Origin of the sequence: Streptomyces aurantiacus (assembly GCF_027107535.1) — a bacterium.
Lineage (GTDB): Bacteria > Actinomycetota > Actinomycetes > Streptomycetales > Streptomycetaceae > Streptomyces.
Map to the genome: position 1 here is coordinate 1,743,528 of NZ_CP114283.1, position 15,935 is coordinate 1,759,462.

Consider the following 15,935-nt stretch of genomic DNA (forward strand, 5'->3'; position numbering starts at 1 on the left):
CCGTGTCGGGACCGGCGGTGGCGTGTCAGCCCCGCTGGATCCCGGACGTGTCCTGAAGCACACCGCGGCGGCCGTCCTGCGTCTGGGCCACCAGGCTCGGACCGCGCTGCTCGACGGCCAGGTACCAGGTGCCCGGCGCCAGTTCGGCGATCGGCGTCGGCGAACCGTCCTCCGCGAACAACGGACGCGCCACCGGCACCGCGAACCAGAACGGGGAGAACTCCCCGGCGGGCTGCTGCGCCTGCGGGGCCTGCGCCTGCTGCGGAGGCTGGGGCTGACCGGGCTGGGCGCCGAACGGCTGACCCGGCTGGCCCGGCCCTCCGGGCTGCGGCTGACCACCGTAGGGCTGGCCCGGCTGCTGGGCGCCCGGGTAGCCGTAACCACCCTGCGGCTGACCGCCGTAGGGCTGGGGGGCGGCGGGCTTGGGGGCGGGCATGAGCGGGCCCTTGAGCGCCGGGACGAGGCTGGTGGCGACCGCGGCGCCGGCGAGGACCAGGGTGCCGATCAGGGCGAGGATCAGGCCGATGCCCGCGTCCACCCCGCCGTCCCCCGCGCTGGGGCCGATGTTGTCCGCGCCGCCGGCCGGGTCGAAGATGTTCGCGAGCGCACTCCAGGCGGCGAACACCGTGAAGGCGATGCCGAAATGGCCGAGGTCCAGACCGGCGACCTTCGGCACCTGCGGCAGACCCCGCGCGACGACGATCAGCGCGGCGCCGATGATGCCCGCGAGGACGACACCCATCAGGACGGGCGCGCTCTCCCAGGCGTTCGGGATCTCGTAGTCGTCGGGGGCCCCGTCGAGTGAGTAGATGTCGAGGAACGACGCGATCAACAGCAGAACCGCTGCTCCGATCACCACGCCGTCGCCTCGAGTGAGGGAGCGGATATTCACTTCAGGTCCTTCGTCAGTCGTCTCGTCATCGGTGGAGGCATCGCTGTCACCGTGTCGCCGTCAGGCTGCGGTGGGAAGCGCGGGGGTGGCCCCCCATCGTAGGGACGACACTATCGCCCGCCCCACGGAGGTGTCCGCCCGGATGAACCCGCTGATCACTACCCGTGCAGGAAACTCACGATTCCATCAGAGATTCCCTGCGCCGCCTTCTGGCGCCAAGTGCCGCTGGTCAGCTGCGAGGCGTCCTTGCTGTCGCGCATGTTCCCGCACTCGAGGAACACCTTCGGAACCGTTGACAGATTGAGACCGCCGAGGTCTTTGCGCACATCGAGACCGGTGCCGCCACCGATGTAGTTGGAGGGCGCGCTGCCGGTGGTGCGCCGGAAGCTCTTGGCGATGCGCTCGCCCAGGTCGCGTGACGAGTCCACGATGGGGCGGGTGTCTGCGGCGCCGGAGCGCACCGAGCCCGGCAGGATCACATGGAAGCCGCGGTTGCCTGCCGCCGAACCGTCCGCGTGGACCGACACGACGGCGTCCGCGCCCGCCTTGTTGCCGATCTCGGCCCGCTCGTCCACGCACGGACCCCAGGCGCGGTCGCCGTCCTGGGTGAACTTCACCGTGGCGCCCTCCTTCTCGAGGATCGCGCGAAGGCGGCGGGAGACGTCGAGGGTGAACCTGGCTTCCGTGTAACCCCCGTTGGTCGACGTGCCGGTCGTGTCGCACTCCTTCCAGTTCGTCCCGATGTTCACCTTGCGGTTGATGTCGGACGTGTGCTGGAAGTTGCCGGGGTTGTGACCGGGGTCGATGACGACGACCTTGCCCTTGAGCGGGCCGGAGTCGGCGGGGGCCGAGGCGGAGGGCGCCCCGCCGGGCCTCTCGCTGTCGCTCGTCCGGCCGGAGTCGCCGGGTTGCTCCTTGCCGTGGTCCGAGGCGCCCGGCGCGGCGGACCGGCCCGACGAGGAGTACGCGGACGAGGTTGACGCCTCTGCGTCCCCGCCGGAGTCCCCCACTGTCTGCCACACCAGCCAGCCCACCAGCGCGCCCGGCACGAGCGCGGCGACGGCCACGGTCAGGGGGCCGCGCAGGGGGTGGCGCGGGGGACGGGGAGGTTCGAAGTCAGGACCTACGTACGACACGCGTGCCACCTTACGGGCAGGCTCCGACGTCCGCAGGTTTCCCTGCTCCACGCTGCTGACGGCGTCGACGACCACGCCGTGCGGGCCGGAGCGCCCTTGATCGGGGGCTCCGGCCCGCATGTGTCGCGTACGGCCGTCCTGCGGAGGCCTACGTGTCGGAGATGTCGAGCTTGTTCACCTTGATGCGCGAGGTGTCGTGCTCCCAGACGACGAAGAACTTGCCGGGCGCGTACTCGTCGGCCATCGGGTACCTGTCCCAGCCGGCACCGTCGCTGGTGGTCTCCGCGGCGCCGTCGGCGAAGAACTTGGCCGCTCGCCAGGACTTGCCGGGGGCCTTGACCTTGTAGTTCAGCGCCAGCTTGTCGTCGGCGGTGTTGTAGATGGTCAGGTACCGGCCGGTGCTGTCCTTGGTGAAGTAGACCTTGGAGTCGTACCCGGGCACGTTGGTGTCCAGGGCGAAGGAGGTCCAGGACCGGCCGCCGTTGGTGCTGGTGGCCGTCAGCGCGTACTTCTGTGTTCCGCCGTTGAGGGTGTTGCGGGCGACCATGACCAGCTTGTTCGGGTCGTCCTGCGAGACGACGAGCTGCGATTCGCCCGCCAGATAGCCCGTCGCGTTGGCCGCGGGAGTGCCTGCCGTCCAGTTCACGAGGTCCGTGGAGTACAGGGCCCCGTTCTTCCTGCCCGACGCCCAGTACGGCATGACGTGTGTTCCGTCGGCCAGTTGGACCGGACGTCCGGCGAGGGCGAGGTTCCCCAGGCCGGAGCCGGTGTTGTCGGTGGTGTCCAGGTCGAGCGGCATATTGACGGTGAAGTCCTGCCAGGTGTGACCCTCGTCGATGCTGCGCTTGGCGACGACGGCGTTGATCGGCAGGCCGTTGTTGCTCTCGGTGGCGGTGGTCCGGCCGAGGTACGCGAAGATCTCGTTGCCCGTCCGGTACAGGACGACGTAGTGCCAGGCGTACTCGCTGGTCTCCTGCGCCAGGGTCTGCGGGCGGCTCCAGTGCGCGCCGCCGTCGGTGGTGTACGAGTACCGGATGTATCCGCGGTCGACGACGCGCGCGCCGGGCTTGCTGATCACCGCGGCGGTGGTGCCCTCCCGCCAGGCGACGACCGCGTTGTTCGCGCTGGTGCTGATGATGTCGGGGGTGCGGGTGCCGTCTCCCTCGGTCACCGCGTTCCGGTAGACCGTCACCTCGCCGGAGACTCCCTCGGCGGAGGCGCGGTCGGGGGCGATGAGGAGGGCCCCGAGGACGGCGGCGACAAGGGCGAGGAGTGTCGCCAGGAGTGCCGGCCGCGGCCGACGCGAGGCCTGCTGTTCCGTTACCAGAGCCATTGCTGGTCCACACTCTCCTCCGAGCAGTCCCACTGAATCGCCTTGACTCCGTCGGTCGTGGAGCTGTTGGGGATGGCCAGGCAGAGACCGGTCTTCTTGTTCTTCAGCCGGTCGAGACTTTCGCGCGTCCAGACCTGCTCGTCACCCTCGTCGCTGCACGGCCACTGGATGGGCGTGACGCCGGGCGTGGGACTGCCGCTGGGGATGGCCAGGCACTTGTCGCTCGCCAGGTTGCGCACCAGGTAGCCGTTCGGCACGGCTTCGAGCGTCCAGTACTGGCTCTCGCTGGTGCTGCAGGTCCACTGGATTATCTCGACGCCGTTGGTCGTACTGCCGCTGGGGACGGCGAGGCACTGGCCGGTCTTCTGGTTGTAGAGCCGGGCGTACACGGGGGCTTCGGCCGCCGCGGCCGCCGTGGCGGTCCCGGCTGCCACGGTGCTCTCCGCCGCCGACGCGGTACCGGTCAGCGAGGACCCCGTCAGCACAGGCGCGCTCAGCAGGGCGACGGCCGCCGCGGCGACGGCTCGTCTTCGCACCCTGGAGTTCGCTGACGCTCTGCTCCTTGTCAACTGCTCATCCCTTTCTGCGTGTTCGAGAACGAGGGGTGGCCCTCAGAAAGAGGGCCACCCCAGTTGATTACTACCAGAGCCACCGCTGGTCCGTGCTCGTGGAGCAGGTCCACTGAATGGCTTCGGTGCCGTTGGCCGTGCTGGCGTTCGGGATGGCCAGGCATTTGTCGCTGTTCAGGTTCCGCAGGCGTTTGATGCTGTCGTGGATCCAGATCTGCTCGCTGCCGCCGCCACACGTCCACTGAATGGCCTGGGTGCCGTTGGCCGTGCTGGCGTTGGGCATGGCGAGACACTTGTTGCTGTTCAGGTTCCGGACGCGGAAGCGGTCGCCGTTTCCGCCCTCCACCGCTTCCAGCTGCCACTGCTGTTCACCGTCGCCGCTGCAGTCCCACTGGATCAGGCCGGTGCCGTTGGCCGTGCTGGCGTTGGGAACGGCCAGGCAATTTCCGCTGTTCAGGTTGACGAGAGTCTTGTAGGCGGCTGCGTCGGCTTGGGCCACTGTGGATAAGGCCAGTGCGCAGGCGGCTGTGGTGGCCACTGCGGACACTCGCGCGATGATTTTCGTGGTCTTGGACATGGTGATGCGCCCCTCGGTTCGGTCCGGTCGGGAACGGTGTGCGAGACGTGCCTGGTCAGAATGCGGCGAGACTCCTGGGGCTGTCGTGAGCGGTGAGTCCACAGATCCTGCGCTCTGCGTCTACTCCGCCTGCTCCGGCGAGGAAAGAGCCTGGAGCCGGTATTCCTTGGGCGTGAGCCCGTACACGGTGCGGAAGGCGCGGGTGAAGTCGGAGGCGCGGGGAAGGCCCCAGCGGGCGGCGACGGCATGGATCGGGGTGGTGCGGAGCGCGGGGTCGGCCAGGTCGCGGCGGGCACCCTCGAGGCGTTGCGTGCGGACCCAGGCCGCGACCGTCTCGCCCTCGCCCTGCGCGTGGTCCTTGAAGAGCCGGTGCAGATAGCTGACGGAGATGTGGTGCGCCGCGGCGATCACGGGCGGCGTCAGGTCCGGGTCGTGCAGGTTCTGCCGGACGAACGCCCGGATGCGGGCCACCATGGTCTGGTGGCGGGTCTCCGGCGACAGGGCGTCCTCCGCGTCGAGCACCTGGGCGAACCAGGCCGACAGCAGGTCGACCAGCACCACGCCCAGCCGTGGCGCGTCGGACGGCCGGAGGGAATTGGACTCCCGCTCCAGGCCCGTGAGGAACGCCGTCAGGAGCGCGCCCGTCGCCTCCCGACCCGACAGCCGCCTGCCCAGCAGCTCCCGGACCCGGTTCGGTGACACGGGCATCAGCGCCTTGGGGAAGTCCACCCCCACGCCCCGGACCGGGCGCCGCGCCCCGTCGGGGGGCCGCACCTCGTACGGCTTCGCCGTGTCGGTCACCCACAGGTCGCGTGGGCCGTACATGTCGGTCCGCCCGATGTGTTCGACCCCCAGCCCACCGCCCAGCACCAGCGACAGGTGATACATGTCGGGGTCGGACTGCCGCACCAGCTTCTCGGTCCGCCGGAACCGCGTCGGCAGCACGGACACCGGCCACACCATCACCGGCCCCAGCTCCATCATGTGCTGTTCCGCCCAGAAGTCGGCGGCGTAGTCACTGGTGATGTGGCTCGGCGCGACGGCCTGGTGGACCAGCTGACACCAGTAGTCGAACCTGTCCTCCACCGGCACGTCGTCGCTTCGGAATACCGTCCCGATCATTCCGCTCGCTCTCTCCGGCCACCGGGCGTACGGCCGTCCAATTCCGCCCTCGCGGAGGGTACTTCAACCTTCACACAGCGAGTCGGGGGTGCCCGGGGAAGGCCCGACTCCGGCCGCGCCCGCCCTCGGACGCCCGCCTTCAGACACCCGTGCCCGCGCTCAGACGCCCGCGCCCGTCCGCCGCAGCACCCGCAGCGAATCCGTCGCCGAGACCTCCGTGAAGGCGCCCGACTCCAGTGCCCGGAGGTAGACGCGGTACGGCGCCTGCCCGGTGAACTCGTCCACCGGGTCCGGGAACACGTCGTGGATGAGGAGCAGTCCGCCCTCGGCGACATGGGGCGCCCAGCCCTCGTAGTCGCCGGTCGCGTGCTCGTCGGTGTGGCCGCCGTCGATGAAGACGAGGCCGAGGGGGGAGTTCCAGAACGCGGCGATCTGCGGCGACCGGCCGACGACCGCGACCACGTGGTCCTCCAGACCGGCCCTGTGGAGCGTGCGCCGGAAGGCGGGAAGGGTGTCCATGCGCCCGAGTTCCGGGTCGACGGTCGCCGGGTCGTGGTACTCCCAGCCGGGCTGCTGCTCCTCGCTACCGCGGTGGTGGTCGACGGTGATCGCGGTGACGCCGGCCTCGCGCGCGGCGTCGGCGAGCAGGATCGTGGACCGCCCGCAGTACGTGCCGACCTCCAGCAGGGGCAGCCCCAGCCGCCCGGCCTCGACGGCCGCCCCGTACAACGCGAGCCCTTCACCCACGGGCATGAACCCCTTGGCCCCCTCGAACGCGGCGAGGATCTCGGGCGCGGGCACCGAGGCCATGGGCTTCCTCCAGCTGGTACGGGGTGGTCTGGCGCCCATGGTGCCCCACGCCCCGACCGAGCCGACGAGGGGGTCGCCCGCAGGGTGGCGCCCCGCCAGGAGGCGCCCCGTGAGGGGCGCGGGGAACGGGGCGCCCAGCCCCGACGAACCGCACCGGAATCCGCCCACCCCGCGGAGCGACTACGCCGGGACGACGCTGGGCAGCGCGAGATCCACCTCGACCGCCCGGCCACCCCCGGGATGGCTCGCCCCCGAGGCGAGCGGCGCATGACCACCCGCCGTCACGGCGAGGACGTACGCCCCCTCGGACGGCACGGTGAGGACGTACCCGCCGTCCTCCGCGGACAGCGTCGCCCCCGCCTGCCGGCCCCGCCGGTCGATCAGGGTGACCTTGGCCCGGGCGACCGGAACACCGTCGGCGGTGAGGACATGGCCATGGAACCCGGCCCGGTCCGTGCCCCCGTCGGCAGCCTGCCACTCCTCGGGAGTGTCCTCACTGGACGCCACCAGATGCGGCTTCTCCGCGTTCGCCGTGCGGCGACCCGGCAGGAACGCCGCGAACACCAGGCCGAGCAGCACCGCGCCCGTGGCGATCAGGAAGGACACCCGGAAGCCGTGCATCGTGGGGACCGCGACCCCGCCCACATGGTTCGCGGTGTTCGCCAGGACCATGCCGATCACGGCACTCGACACGGACGTGCCGATGGAGCGCATCAGCGTGTTGAGGCCGTTGGCGGCGCCGGTCTCCGACGGGGGCACGGCGCCGATGATCAGCGCGGGCAGCGAGGAGTACGCGAGGCCGATGCCCGCGCCCAGGACGACCGCGATGACGACGGTCTGCCAGGCGGCGCTCATCAGGCCGAGCCCTGCGCCGTACCCGACCGCGATGATCAGCATGCCGATCATCAGGGTGACCTTGGGGCCGTACTTGGCGGAGATACGGGCGTACACCGGCGCCGTGAACATCATCGTCAGGCCGAGCGGAGCCACGCACAGACCCGCGACGACCATGGACTGGCCGAGACCGTACCCCGTCGACGTGGGCAGCTGGAGCAGCTGGGGCAGCACGAGGGAGACGGCGTAGAAGGCGACGCCGACCATGATCGAGGCGAGGTTGGTGAAGAGCACCGCGGGCCGGGCCGTGGTGCGCAGGTCGACCAGGGGAGCCTTCACCCGCAGCTCCATCACGCCCCACAGGAGGAGGACGGCCGCCGCGGCGCCGAACAGGCCGAGGGTCGTGCCGGACGTCCAGCCCCAGTCGCTGCCCTTGGTGATCGGCAGGAGGAAGAGGACCAGACCGGCGGACAGCCCGAAGGCGCCCAGGGCGTCGAAGGTGCCCGCGGCCCGCATCGGGGACTCCGGTACGAAGATCAGGGTGAGCAGGATCGAGAGGACGCCGAGGCCCGCCGAGCCGAAGAACAGCGCGTGCCAGTCGGCGTGCTGCGCCACCAGGGCCGCGAGCGGCAGGGCGAGTCCGCCGCCGACACCGATCGAGGAGCTCATCAGGGCCATCGCCGAGCCGAGCTTCTCCAGCGGCAGCCCGTCGCGCATCAGCCCGATGCCGAGCGGGATGGCGCCCATCGCGAAGCCCTGGAGGGCGCGGCCGACGATCATCACGAGCAGGTCGCTGGTGAATCCGGCGACGAGTGAGCCGACGACCATCACGGCCAGGCTGGTGATCAGCATGCGCCGCTTGCCGAAGAGGTCACCGAGACGGCCCATGATCGGCGTGGACACCGCGCCCGCGAGCAGGGTCGAGGTCATGACCCAGGTGGCGTTGCCGGGAGAGGTGTCCAGCAGCTCCGGCAGGTCCTTGATGACCGGCACGAGCAGGGTCTGCATCACCGCGACAACGATGCCCGCGAAGGCCAGTACCGGGACGATTCCGCTGCCGCTCGGCCTTCGCGTGCGCGGGTCCGTCGTTGTCCGGGTCATTACGTGCAGCCTCCAGGGGCGGGAGCGAGGTAGGTGCAGGGTGAACCCCGTGCGCCCGGGCAACTATTCCGTTGCTTCGAGCCGCTAACGAATTCTTGACCTTCCCATTACGTGTGGCCGGCCCGTTACGTGCGGCCGGATGGATCGGGCTGGGTGGACCAGGGCGTCCGGTCGCGGGCCGGAGCTTCCGGTCCGCGGATCGGTACGGGATCTGACCTTCCGTCAGATTGGAACGTGTTCTAGTCTTTCGCCGCATGAGAATCGGGACCGGGATCGGGATCACGCCGGAACAGCGGGAACTCGCCGAGTCCGTGCGCGGCTGGATCGCGCGGACGGTGCCACCCGAGGAGGTGCGCAAACTCCTCGACGCACCCGGTGGCCAGGGCGGACGCCCCGCCTACTGGGACGCGCTCACCGAGCAGGGCTTCGCCGGCGTACACCTCCCGGAGGCGTACGGAGGTGGGGGCGGGACGGTTCTCGACCTCGCCGTCGTCCTGGAGGAGGCCGCCCGGGCGGCGCTGCCGGGACCGTTCGTGGCGAACGCGCTCGCCTCCTCGGTGCTCGCGAGCGGGGTCGGGTCGCGGAGGACGGAGGAGGGCGAGAGCGCAGAGCCGGGCGCCGGTGCCGGTGCGCGGGAGGGGGCCGGTGCCGACGTGGCCGGGCTGCTGCGGGCGGTGGCCGCCGGGGAGCGGATCGGGGCGGTCGCCCTCGGGGCCGGGACGCTGACCGCCGTGGCCGCGGCGGACGGGTACGTACTCGACGGAACGGCTCCTCCCGTCCTGTCCGGCGGTGACGCGGACCTGCTGATCCTGGAGGCGTCCGCGCCGGACGGCCGGACCCTGTGGGCGGCCGTGGACGCCGCACACCTCGACGTCCGCGTCCACGAGAGCGCCGACCCGACACGGGCGACCGCCGAAGTCGTGGCCACGGCCCTGCACGTCCCCGCCGGCCGGATACTCGGCATCGACTCCGGTCTCGTCAGCAACCTCGCCGCCGTCGTGTTCGCCGCCGACGCGTGCGGCACCGCCGCCTGGGCGCTGGAGACGGCGACCGCGTACGCGAAGGTGCGCGAGCAGTTCGGGCGGCCGATAGGGCAGTTCCAGGCGATCAAGCATCTGTGCGCCGACATGCTGGTGCGCGTCGAGCAGGCCAGGGCACTCGCCTGGGACGCCGCGCGTTCGGTCCGGGAGGCGCCGCCCGTACGCGAGTTGGTGTCGTCGCTCGCCGCCGGGCTCGGGCTCGACGCGGCCTTCTCGTGCGCCAAGGACTGCGTGCAGGTGCTCGGCGGCATCGGCTTCACCTGGGAGCACGACGCGCATCTCTACCTCCGACGGGCCCTCGTGGCACGGCAGTTGCTCGGTGGCGGGCACTTCCTGCGGGCGGCGCGGTCCGCGGAGGGCGGGGCGAGACGCGAGCTGCGTACCGAGCTTCCTCCGGACGAGGCGGCGCACCACCGGGCAGCGGCCCGGCAGGTGATCGAGCGCGTACGCGGACTCGAACCGACCGCCGTACGACGGGAACTGGCACCCACCGGATACGCGGCCCCGCACCTGCCCCGGCCGTACGGCCTCGGCGCCGGACCCGTCCAGCAGCTCTGTGTCCAGGAGGAGCTGGCGTCGGCAGGCGTGCGCGTCAGCGAACTGGGGATCGCCACCTGGGTCGTACCGTCCCTCATCGCCCACGGGAGCCCCGAACAGCAGCGGCGGTACCTGCTGCCGACCCTGTGCGGGGACACGCTGTGGTGCCAGCTCTTCTCCGAACCCGGAGCAGGGTCGGACCTGGCCTCGCTGTGTACCCGCGCGGAACGGACCGCGGACGGCCGCTGGCGCGTCAACGGACAGAAGCTGTGGACGAGTTCGGCGCAGCGGGCCGACTACGGCATCCTGCTGGCCCGGACGAACCCGGACGCGCCCAAGCACAAGGGGCTCACGTACTTCGTCGTCGACATGAGGACGACGGACGGCATGGAGATCCGGCCGCTGAAGGAGATCACCGGCGAATCGCTGTTCAACGAGGTCCACTTCGACGACGTGCTGCTCCCCGCCGACGCCGTGGTCGGTGCGGTCGACGACGGCTGGCGGGTCGCACGCCACACCCTCGGCAACGAACGCGTCCACATGGCCGACCAGTTGACCTTCGGCACCGGTCTCGAATCGATCGTCGTCCGTTCCGCGGGCCTCGACGACTGTGTGCGGGCGCGCGTCGGCGCCCTGGTCGCGCAGGCGCACGCGCTGGGCTGCATCGGTCTGAGGACCACCATGCGGCAGGTCTCCGGCGCGGACCCGGGCGCCGGGGCCTCCGTACGCAAGCTCGTACAGACCGTGCACCAGCAGCAGGTCGCCGAGCTCGCGCTCGAACTGCTCGGCCCGGAAGGGGCGTTGCGTGAGGGAGCGGCGGAGCGGGCGGTGCACGGGTTCCTGCTCTCCCGCTGTCTGACCATCGCCGGCGGGACGACACAGGTACAGCTGAACGTGGTCGCGGAGCGCATCCTCGGCCTGCCGCGCGACCAGGGACCAGGAACTGGGGAGAGCCAATGAAGGCGTACGTCGTCGGTGTGGGAATGACCAGGTTCGAGAAGCCGGAGACCCGGGACTGGCAGTACTGGGACATGGTCCGGGAGGCGGGCACGGGCGCCCTCACGGACGCCGGGATCTCCTACGACGCGGTGGAGCAGGTGCCCGTCGGCCACTGCTTCCAGGCCTCCACGGCCGGGCAGCGGGCCGCCTACGAACTCGGCCTGAGCGGTGTGCCCGTCTACAACGTGAACAACAACTGCGCGACGGGCGCGACCGCGTTGATGCTCGCGCGGCAGTTCGTCGAGGGCGGTGCGAGCGACTGCGTACTGGCAGTGGGGTTCGAGAAGATGACGCGCGGCGCGCTGGGCGGCGGGGCCGGAGGGGGAGACGGGGGCGACTTCAAGGCGTCACCGGTCGCCCGGCACTACGGCGTCATGGCTGCCCGGCACGGCTTCGAGATGACGCCGCCCACCGCTCAGATCTTCGGGAACGCCGCGCGTGAGCACATGGAGAGGTACGGCACGACCGAAGCGCAGCTCGCGGCCGTGGGAGCCAAGAACCACCGGCACTCGGCGAACAACCCGTACGCGCAGTTCCAGGATGTCTACTCGGTCGACGAGATCCTCGCCGCACGCACCGTGCACTCCCCGCTGACCAAGCTCCAGTGCTCGCCGACCTCGGACGGAGCGGCCGCCGCCGTTGTTGTGTCGGAGCGGTTCGTGGAGCGGCACGGGCTGGGGGAGCGGGCCGTGGAGATCGTCGCGCAGGCGATGACCACGGACACCGAGGAGTCGTTCGCCTCGGGGTCGTGCATCGACGTCGTCGGGCAGCCGATGTCACGGGCCGCCGCCCGGCAGGTGTACGACAGCGCCGGGCTCGGCATCGAGGACGTCGACGTCGTGGAACTGCACGACTGCTTCTCCGTCAACGAACTGCTGACCTACGAGGCGCTCGGCATGTGCGAGGCGGGGGAGTCCGGCAAGCTCGTGGAGTCCGGCGCCACGACGTACGGCGGCCGGTGGGTCGTGAACCCCTCGGGAGGGCTCATCTCGAAGGGCCACCCGCTGGGCGCCACGGGCATCGCGCAGGTGGCCGAGCTGGTGTGGCAGCTGCGGGGCGAGGCGCAGGCCCGGCAGGTGGAACACGCGCGCGTGGGGCTCGCGCACAACATCGGGCTCGGGGGCGCGGCGGTGGTGACACTTCTCAGGCGCGCCTGAACGGGACAGGGGTCGGGCCCGGACGGTCCGGGTTCGGCCCGGGCCCGGCTGAGCCCGGCCCGGGACCCGCCTGCCTTCGGCCCAGGTCCGGCCCGCTTCCGGCCTAGGTCCTGCGGCGGACGAGTCATGCAGCGAAATTACGATGTACGGGGCGCAGGGCCCCTGCGAGCATGACTCCCATGCCCACGCTCAGAGCCACCGCAGAGACACCCGTCTCCCGTCGCCCCACGCCACCCACCTGGGTGGTGGTCGCCCTGGCCTGCGCGGGGCAGTTCCTCGTGGTCCTCGACGTGTCCGTCGTCAACGTGGCGTTGCCGTCGATGCGGTCCGACCTGGACCTGAGCGCGCCGGGACTCCAGTGGGTCGTCAACGCGTACACGATCGCCTTCGCCGGTTTCATGCTGCTCGGCGGGCGGGCCGGCGACCTGTACGGGCGCAAGCGGATGTTCCTGGTCGGGCTGGCGCTGTTCACTCTGGCCTCGCTCGCGGGCGGTCTCGCCCAGGCGGAGTGGCAACTGCTCGCCGCGAGGGCCGTACAAGGGCTCGGGGCGGCGGTGCTCGCGCCCTCGACGCTGACGATCCTGACGTCGGCCGTGCCCGAGGGGGCGGCACGCGCGCGTGCCATCGCGACCTGGACCGCGGTCGGCGGTGGGGGTGGCGCGGCGGGCGGCCTCGTCGGCGGACTCCTGGTCGACGGGCTCAACTGGCGATGGGTCCTGCTCATCAACGTGCCGATCGGTGCCGTGGTGCTGGCCGGCGCCCTGTGGTGGCTCACCGAGAGCCGGGTCGGCGGCGGCCGGCGGCTCGACCTGCCGGGCGCCGTGCTGGTGACGTCGGGCCTCGCGACCCTCGCGTACGGGATCGTGCAGACCGAGGCCTCGGGGTGGACGTCCGCCGCGACGCTGGTCCCGCTGTCCGGCGGAGCCGTCCTGATCGGGCTGTTCCTGCTCGTCGAGGCACGGACGAAGACGCCACTGATGCCGCTGAAGCTGTTCCGGGTGCGATCCGTGTCGTCGGCGAACGTGTCGATGTTCCTGTGCGGGTCCGCGATGTTCTGCATGTGGTTCTTCATGACGCTGTACGCGCAGAACGTGCTCGGCTACACACCCCTGGACGCCGGACTCGCGCTCGTGCCCAGCTCCCTGGCCGTGATCATCGGTTCGAAGGCCGCTCCGAGGCTCATGCCGGTCGTGGGAGCACGCAACGTCGCGGTGATCGGGGCGCTGGTGGCGGCGGCCGGGTTCGGCTGGCAGTCCACGATGACCGCGGACGGCCCGTTCCTCACTGCGATCATGTTCCCCGGCATCCTCATGATGCTCGGCGCCGGACTCTCCGCGACGCCGCTCGCCGCGCTCGCCACCTCCGGCGCGGAGCCCGAGGACGCCGGACTGGTCTCGGGTCTCGTCAACACCTCGCGCACGATGGGCGGCTCGCTCGGCCTGTCGGTGATGGCCACGATCGCGGCGGCCCGTACCGATGGCGGGACCTCGCCGGAGGCCCTCACGGAGGGATACGCACTTGTGTTCCGGACGGGCGGGGGCGTCATGCTCGCCGGCGCGGTGCTGATGCTGGTGTGGCTGCCGCGCGGGCCGGTCACGAAGGCCTGAGGGGTGACGCGTGCCCGGGGTGCTCCGGCCTGGTGCGATGCCGCGCGCGACCTCGAAAACCGATCGTCTGCGGGAGGCAACGAAATACGGGACCTATGGACTCTATTGGACATCTAGGAGGTGTTCATGGGGGATCGGAAACAGGCTCAGGACGAGGAGTTCCAGAGCTTCGTCATCGGCCGCTGGCCACGGCTGATGCGTACGGCATTTCTCCTCACGGGGGAGCAGCACGCGGCGGAGGACCTGGTCCAGTCGTCATTGGAGCGGGCGTACGTGGCCTGGCGCAAGGTCAGCACGGCGGACGACCCCGACGCGTACGTGTGGCGTCTGATGATCAACGCTCACGCGCGCAGGCACCGCAGGCGCCTCAAGGAGTTCCTGGCCCCCAGGACCGACACGGACCTCACACCCGAGCGGCCCGACACGGGAGACCGGATCGCCCAGGTCCTGCGCTACTGGGAGGACCTGAGCGAGACACAGACGGCACAGGCGATGGGCTGCTCGGTGGGCGCGGTGAAGAGCAACGCGGCGAAGGGGATCGCCAAGCTCCGCGCCATACCGGACCTGGCCGACACGGTGACGCACGGAGGGCGGAAGTGATGAGCGCGGACCGGGAGACGAACCACGACATGACGCACAGCTCGCACAGGGACATCGCCCTCCTGCTGGCGGACGCCGCGGACGAGGTCGAGATCGGCATAGCCCCCTACCAGGCGGTCGTTCGGGGCGGCCGGCGCCGCAAGGCGCGCCGGTGGGCGCTGGCCGCGGCGGCGGCACTGGTCATCGCGGGCTCGACGGGGTCCCTGGCGCTGGCCGGAGCGCTGGACGGTGACGGGAGACGGGTCGCCCCGGCAGCCACGAAGCCCGTGAAGAGTGATCAGCCGGACGAGTACGCGGCCCGGCGGACCACACTGGCGATCGGGACCGACCGGGGCAAGGAGTGGCAGGTCGAGATCGACGTGTGGTCGGCACCGAAGGACAAGGCGGAGGCACAGCTGCGGTTCGACTCGATGAACGAGTACGGCGTCCGGCCGAGCGAAGTGCGGAAGGCCGAGGACATCGTGGGCAAGGGCTGGGTGTTCGTGCGGTTGACCGTGGGGTTCGGTGCTCCCTCGGTGGTGGTGCAGGGGTCGGTGGAGAAGGGCGACTCACTGTCGGGCAAGGACATCCAGGCGTACGGGATGCCGCTGGAGACGAACGACGCCGACAAGGCCGACGCAGCTCAGCGGCTGGTGATCGGCAAGGTCGCTCCCACCGCGCGGCGCGTCACCTGCACCTGGGACGACGGCACGACGACCGATGCCCGCCGGGTTTCGAGTGACACCGGCGTCAGAGGCGGTGACGCGCTCGCGATCCGCCCGGTAGCCGGTTCCCAGCCCACCTGGTTCGTGTGCCTGGCACCTGAGGGCGTGTCCTACGAGTCGGCGGAGGTGACGGAGTAGAACCGCGCTGGGGGCCGACGGGGACACCCGAGGGGGTAAGGCGGCGAAGAGGTGGCGCGCTGACCAGGGAATGAGGCGGCGTGGCGGCCGGGGCCGGCCCGGGGGAGCGCGGCTCTACACCCTCGGCCCTCAGCCTTAGAGCCACCCTTGCTGCCGGGCCTCCCGCATGGCCTCCATGCGATTGCGGGTGCTCGTCTTGCCGATCGCGGAGGAGAGGTAGTTGCGGACGGTCGACTCGGAGAGGTGCAGGGTGGACGCGATGTCGGAGACGGTCGCGCCGTCGGCCGAGGCCTTCAGCACGTCGCACTCGCGGGCGGTGAGCGGATTGGGCCCGGCGCTCAGTGCGGCGGCGGCGAGCGCCGGATCGATGACGGTCTCCCCGGTCAGCACGCGGCGGATCGCCCGGGCCAGCTCCTCCACGGGCCCGTCCTTGACCAGGAATCCCGCGGCGCCCGCCTCCATGGCCCGCCGCAGATACCCGGGCCGGCCGAAGGTGGTGAGGATCAGCACCCGGCAGTCGGGCGTCTCGTCCCGCAACAGCGCGGCGGCGTCCAGCCCGCTGATACCGGGCAGTTCGATGTCCAGCAGCGCGACATCGGGCCGCGACTGCAGGGCCGCCCCCACGATCGCGTCCCCCGTCCCGACCTGCGCGACCACCTCGATGTCCGCCTCCAGCCCTAGCAGAAGGGCAAGAGCGCCACGCATCATCCCCTGGTCCTCGGCGAGGAGAACACGAATGGACTTGGCGGGCCGATGGTCCCGAGGCATCTCGTTCACGG

At 71.0% G+C, this 15,935-nt stretch carries 14 protein-coding genes; 5 read left to right on the forward strand and 9 right to left on the reverse strand.

The genetic code is table 11. From position 1 onward, the window contains the following. Positions 1–25: 25 nt before the first annotated feature. The 8 genes from O1Q96_RS09370 to O1Q96_RS09405 all read right to left on the reverse strand — a co-directional run bounded on the left by O1Q96_RS09370 (position 26) and on the right by O1Q96_RS09405 (position 8,374). Entirely contained in the window at positions 26–892 is an 867-nt protein-coding gene (locus O1Q96_RS09370) for a DUF5336 domain-containing protein (protein ID WP_269247717.1), read from the reverse strand. Between the two features lie 158 nt (positions 893–1,050). Continuing rightward, complete coding sequence (locus tag O1Q96_RS09375) at positions 1,051–2,028, reverse strand: N-acetylmuramoyl-L-alanine amidase (RefSeq protein ID WP_269247718.1); 978 nt, start codon at positions 2,026–2,028, stop codon at positions 1,051–1,053. Positions 2,029–2,176: 148 nt separating this feature from the next. Further along, positions 2,177–3,361: a sialidase family protein gene (locus O1Q96_RS09380; RefSeq protein ID WP_269247719.1), complete on the reverse strand. Its 1,185-nt coding sequence runs from the start codon at positions 3,359–3,361 to the stop codon at positions 2,177–2,179. Continuing rightward, positions 3,349–3,897 (reverse strand): RICIN domain-containing protein, encoded by a 549-nt coding sequence (locus O1Q96_RS09385; protein WP_269247720.1) that lies wholly within the window; start codon positions 3,895–3,897, stop codon positions 3,349–3,351. Before O1Q96_RS09385 ends, O1Q96_RS09380 begins: the two co-directional genes overlap by 13 nt. A 103-nt stretch (positions 3,898–4,000) precedes the next feature. After that, positions 4,001–4,507, reverse strand: coding sequence for an RICIN domain-containing protein (locus O1Q96_RS09390; protein WP_269247721.1), 507 nt, complete (start codon positions 4,505–4,507; stop codon positions 4,001–4,003). A gap of 120 nt (positions 4,508–4,627) precedes the next feature. Next, on the reverse strand, positions 4,628–5,629 hold the full coding sequence (locus O1Q96_RS09395) for an AraC family transcriptional regulator (RefSeq protein ID WP_269247722.1): 1,002 nt from the start codon (positions 5,627–5,629) through the stop codon (positions 4,628–4,630). A gap of 159 nt (positions 5,630–5,788) precedes the next feature. Next, a complete protein-coding gene (locus tag O1Q96_RS09400) occupies positions 5,789–6,439 on the reverse strand; it encodes a class I SAM-dependent methyltransferase (protein WP_269247723.1) in 651 nt (216 codons plus the stop codon). Positions 6,440–6,619: 180 nt separating this feature from the next. After that, positions 6,620–8,374 carry an MFS transporter gene (locus tag O1Q96_RS09405; protein WP_269247724.1) on the reverse strand — a complete coding sequence of 585 codons (1,755 nt, stop codon included), beginning with the start codon at positions 8,372–8,374 and terminating at the stop codon, positions 6,620–6,622. 254 nt (positions 8,375–8,628) lie between these two features. Here O1Q96_RS09405 and O1Q96_RS09410 point away from each other — a divergent pair, with 254 nt between their 5' ends. The 5 genes from O1Q96_RS09410 to O1Q96_RS09430 all read left to right on the forward strand — a co-directional run bounded on the left by O1Q96_RS09410 (position 8,629) and on the right by O1Q96_RS09430 (position 15,156). Beyond that, positions 8,629–10,911, forward strand: coding sequence for an acyl-CoA dehydrogenase family protein (locus tag O1Q96_RS09410; RefSeq protein WP_269247725.1), 2,283 nt, complete (start codon positions 8,629–8,631; stop codon positions 10,909–10,911). Further along, positions 10,908–12,107 carry a lipid-transfer protein gene (locus tag O1Q96_RS09415; RefSeq protein WP_269247726.1) on the forward strand — a complete coding sequence of 400 codons (1,200 nt, stop codon included), beginning with the start codon at positions 10,908–10,910 and terminating at the stop codon, positions 12,105–12,107. The genes O1Q96_RS09410 and O1Q96_RS09415 overlap by 4 nt, the downstream gene beginning before the upstream one ends. A gap of 170 nt (positions 12,108–12,277) precedes the next feature. Continuing rightward, complete coding sequence (locus O1Q96_RS09420; protein WP_269247727.1) at positions 12,278–13,714, forward strand: MFS transporter; 1,437 nt, start codon at positions 12,278–12,280, stop codon at positions 13,712–13,714. Positions 13,715–13,840: 126 nt separating this feature from the next. Next, the gene (locus O1Q96_RS09425; protein ID WP_269247728.1) at positions 13,841–14,314 is read left to right on the forward strand and encodes a SigE family RNA polymerase sigma factor; all 474 of its coding nucleotides are present in this window, start codon (positions 13,841–13,843) and stop codon (positions 14,312–14,314) included. Next, positions 14,314–15,156, forward strand: coding sequence for a hypothetical protein (locus O1Q96_RS09430; RefSeq protein ID WP_269247729.1), 843 nt, complete (start codon positions 14,314–14,316; stop codon positions 15,154–15,156). Before O1Q96_RS09425 ends, O1Q96_RS09430 begins: the two co-directional genes overlap by 1 nt. A 135-nt stretch (positions 15,157–15,291) precedes the next feature. On the opposite strand, the gene O1Q96_RS09435 is transcribed toward O1Q96_RS09430, so the two are convergent. Then, positions 15,292–15,924 carry a response regulator transcription factor gene (locus tag O1Q96_RS09435; protein ID WP_269253545.1) on the reverse strand — a complete coding sequence of 211 codons (633 nt, stop codon included), beginning with the start codon at positions 15,922–15,924 and terminating at the stop codon, positions 15,292–15,294. Positions 15,925–15,935: the final 11 nt, after the last annotated feature.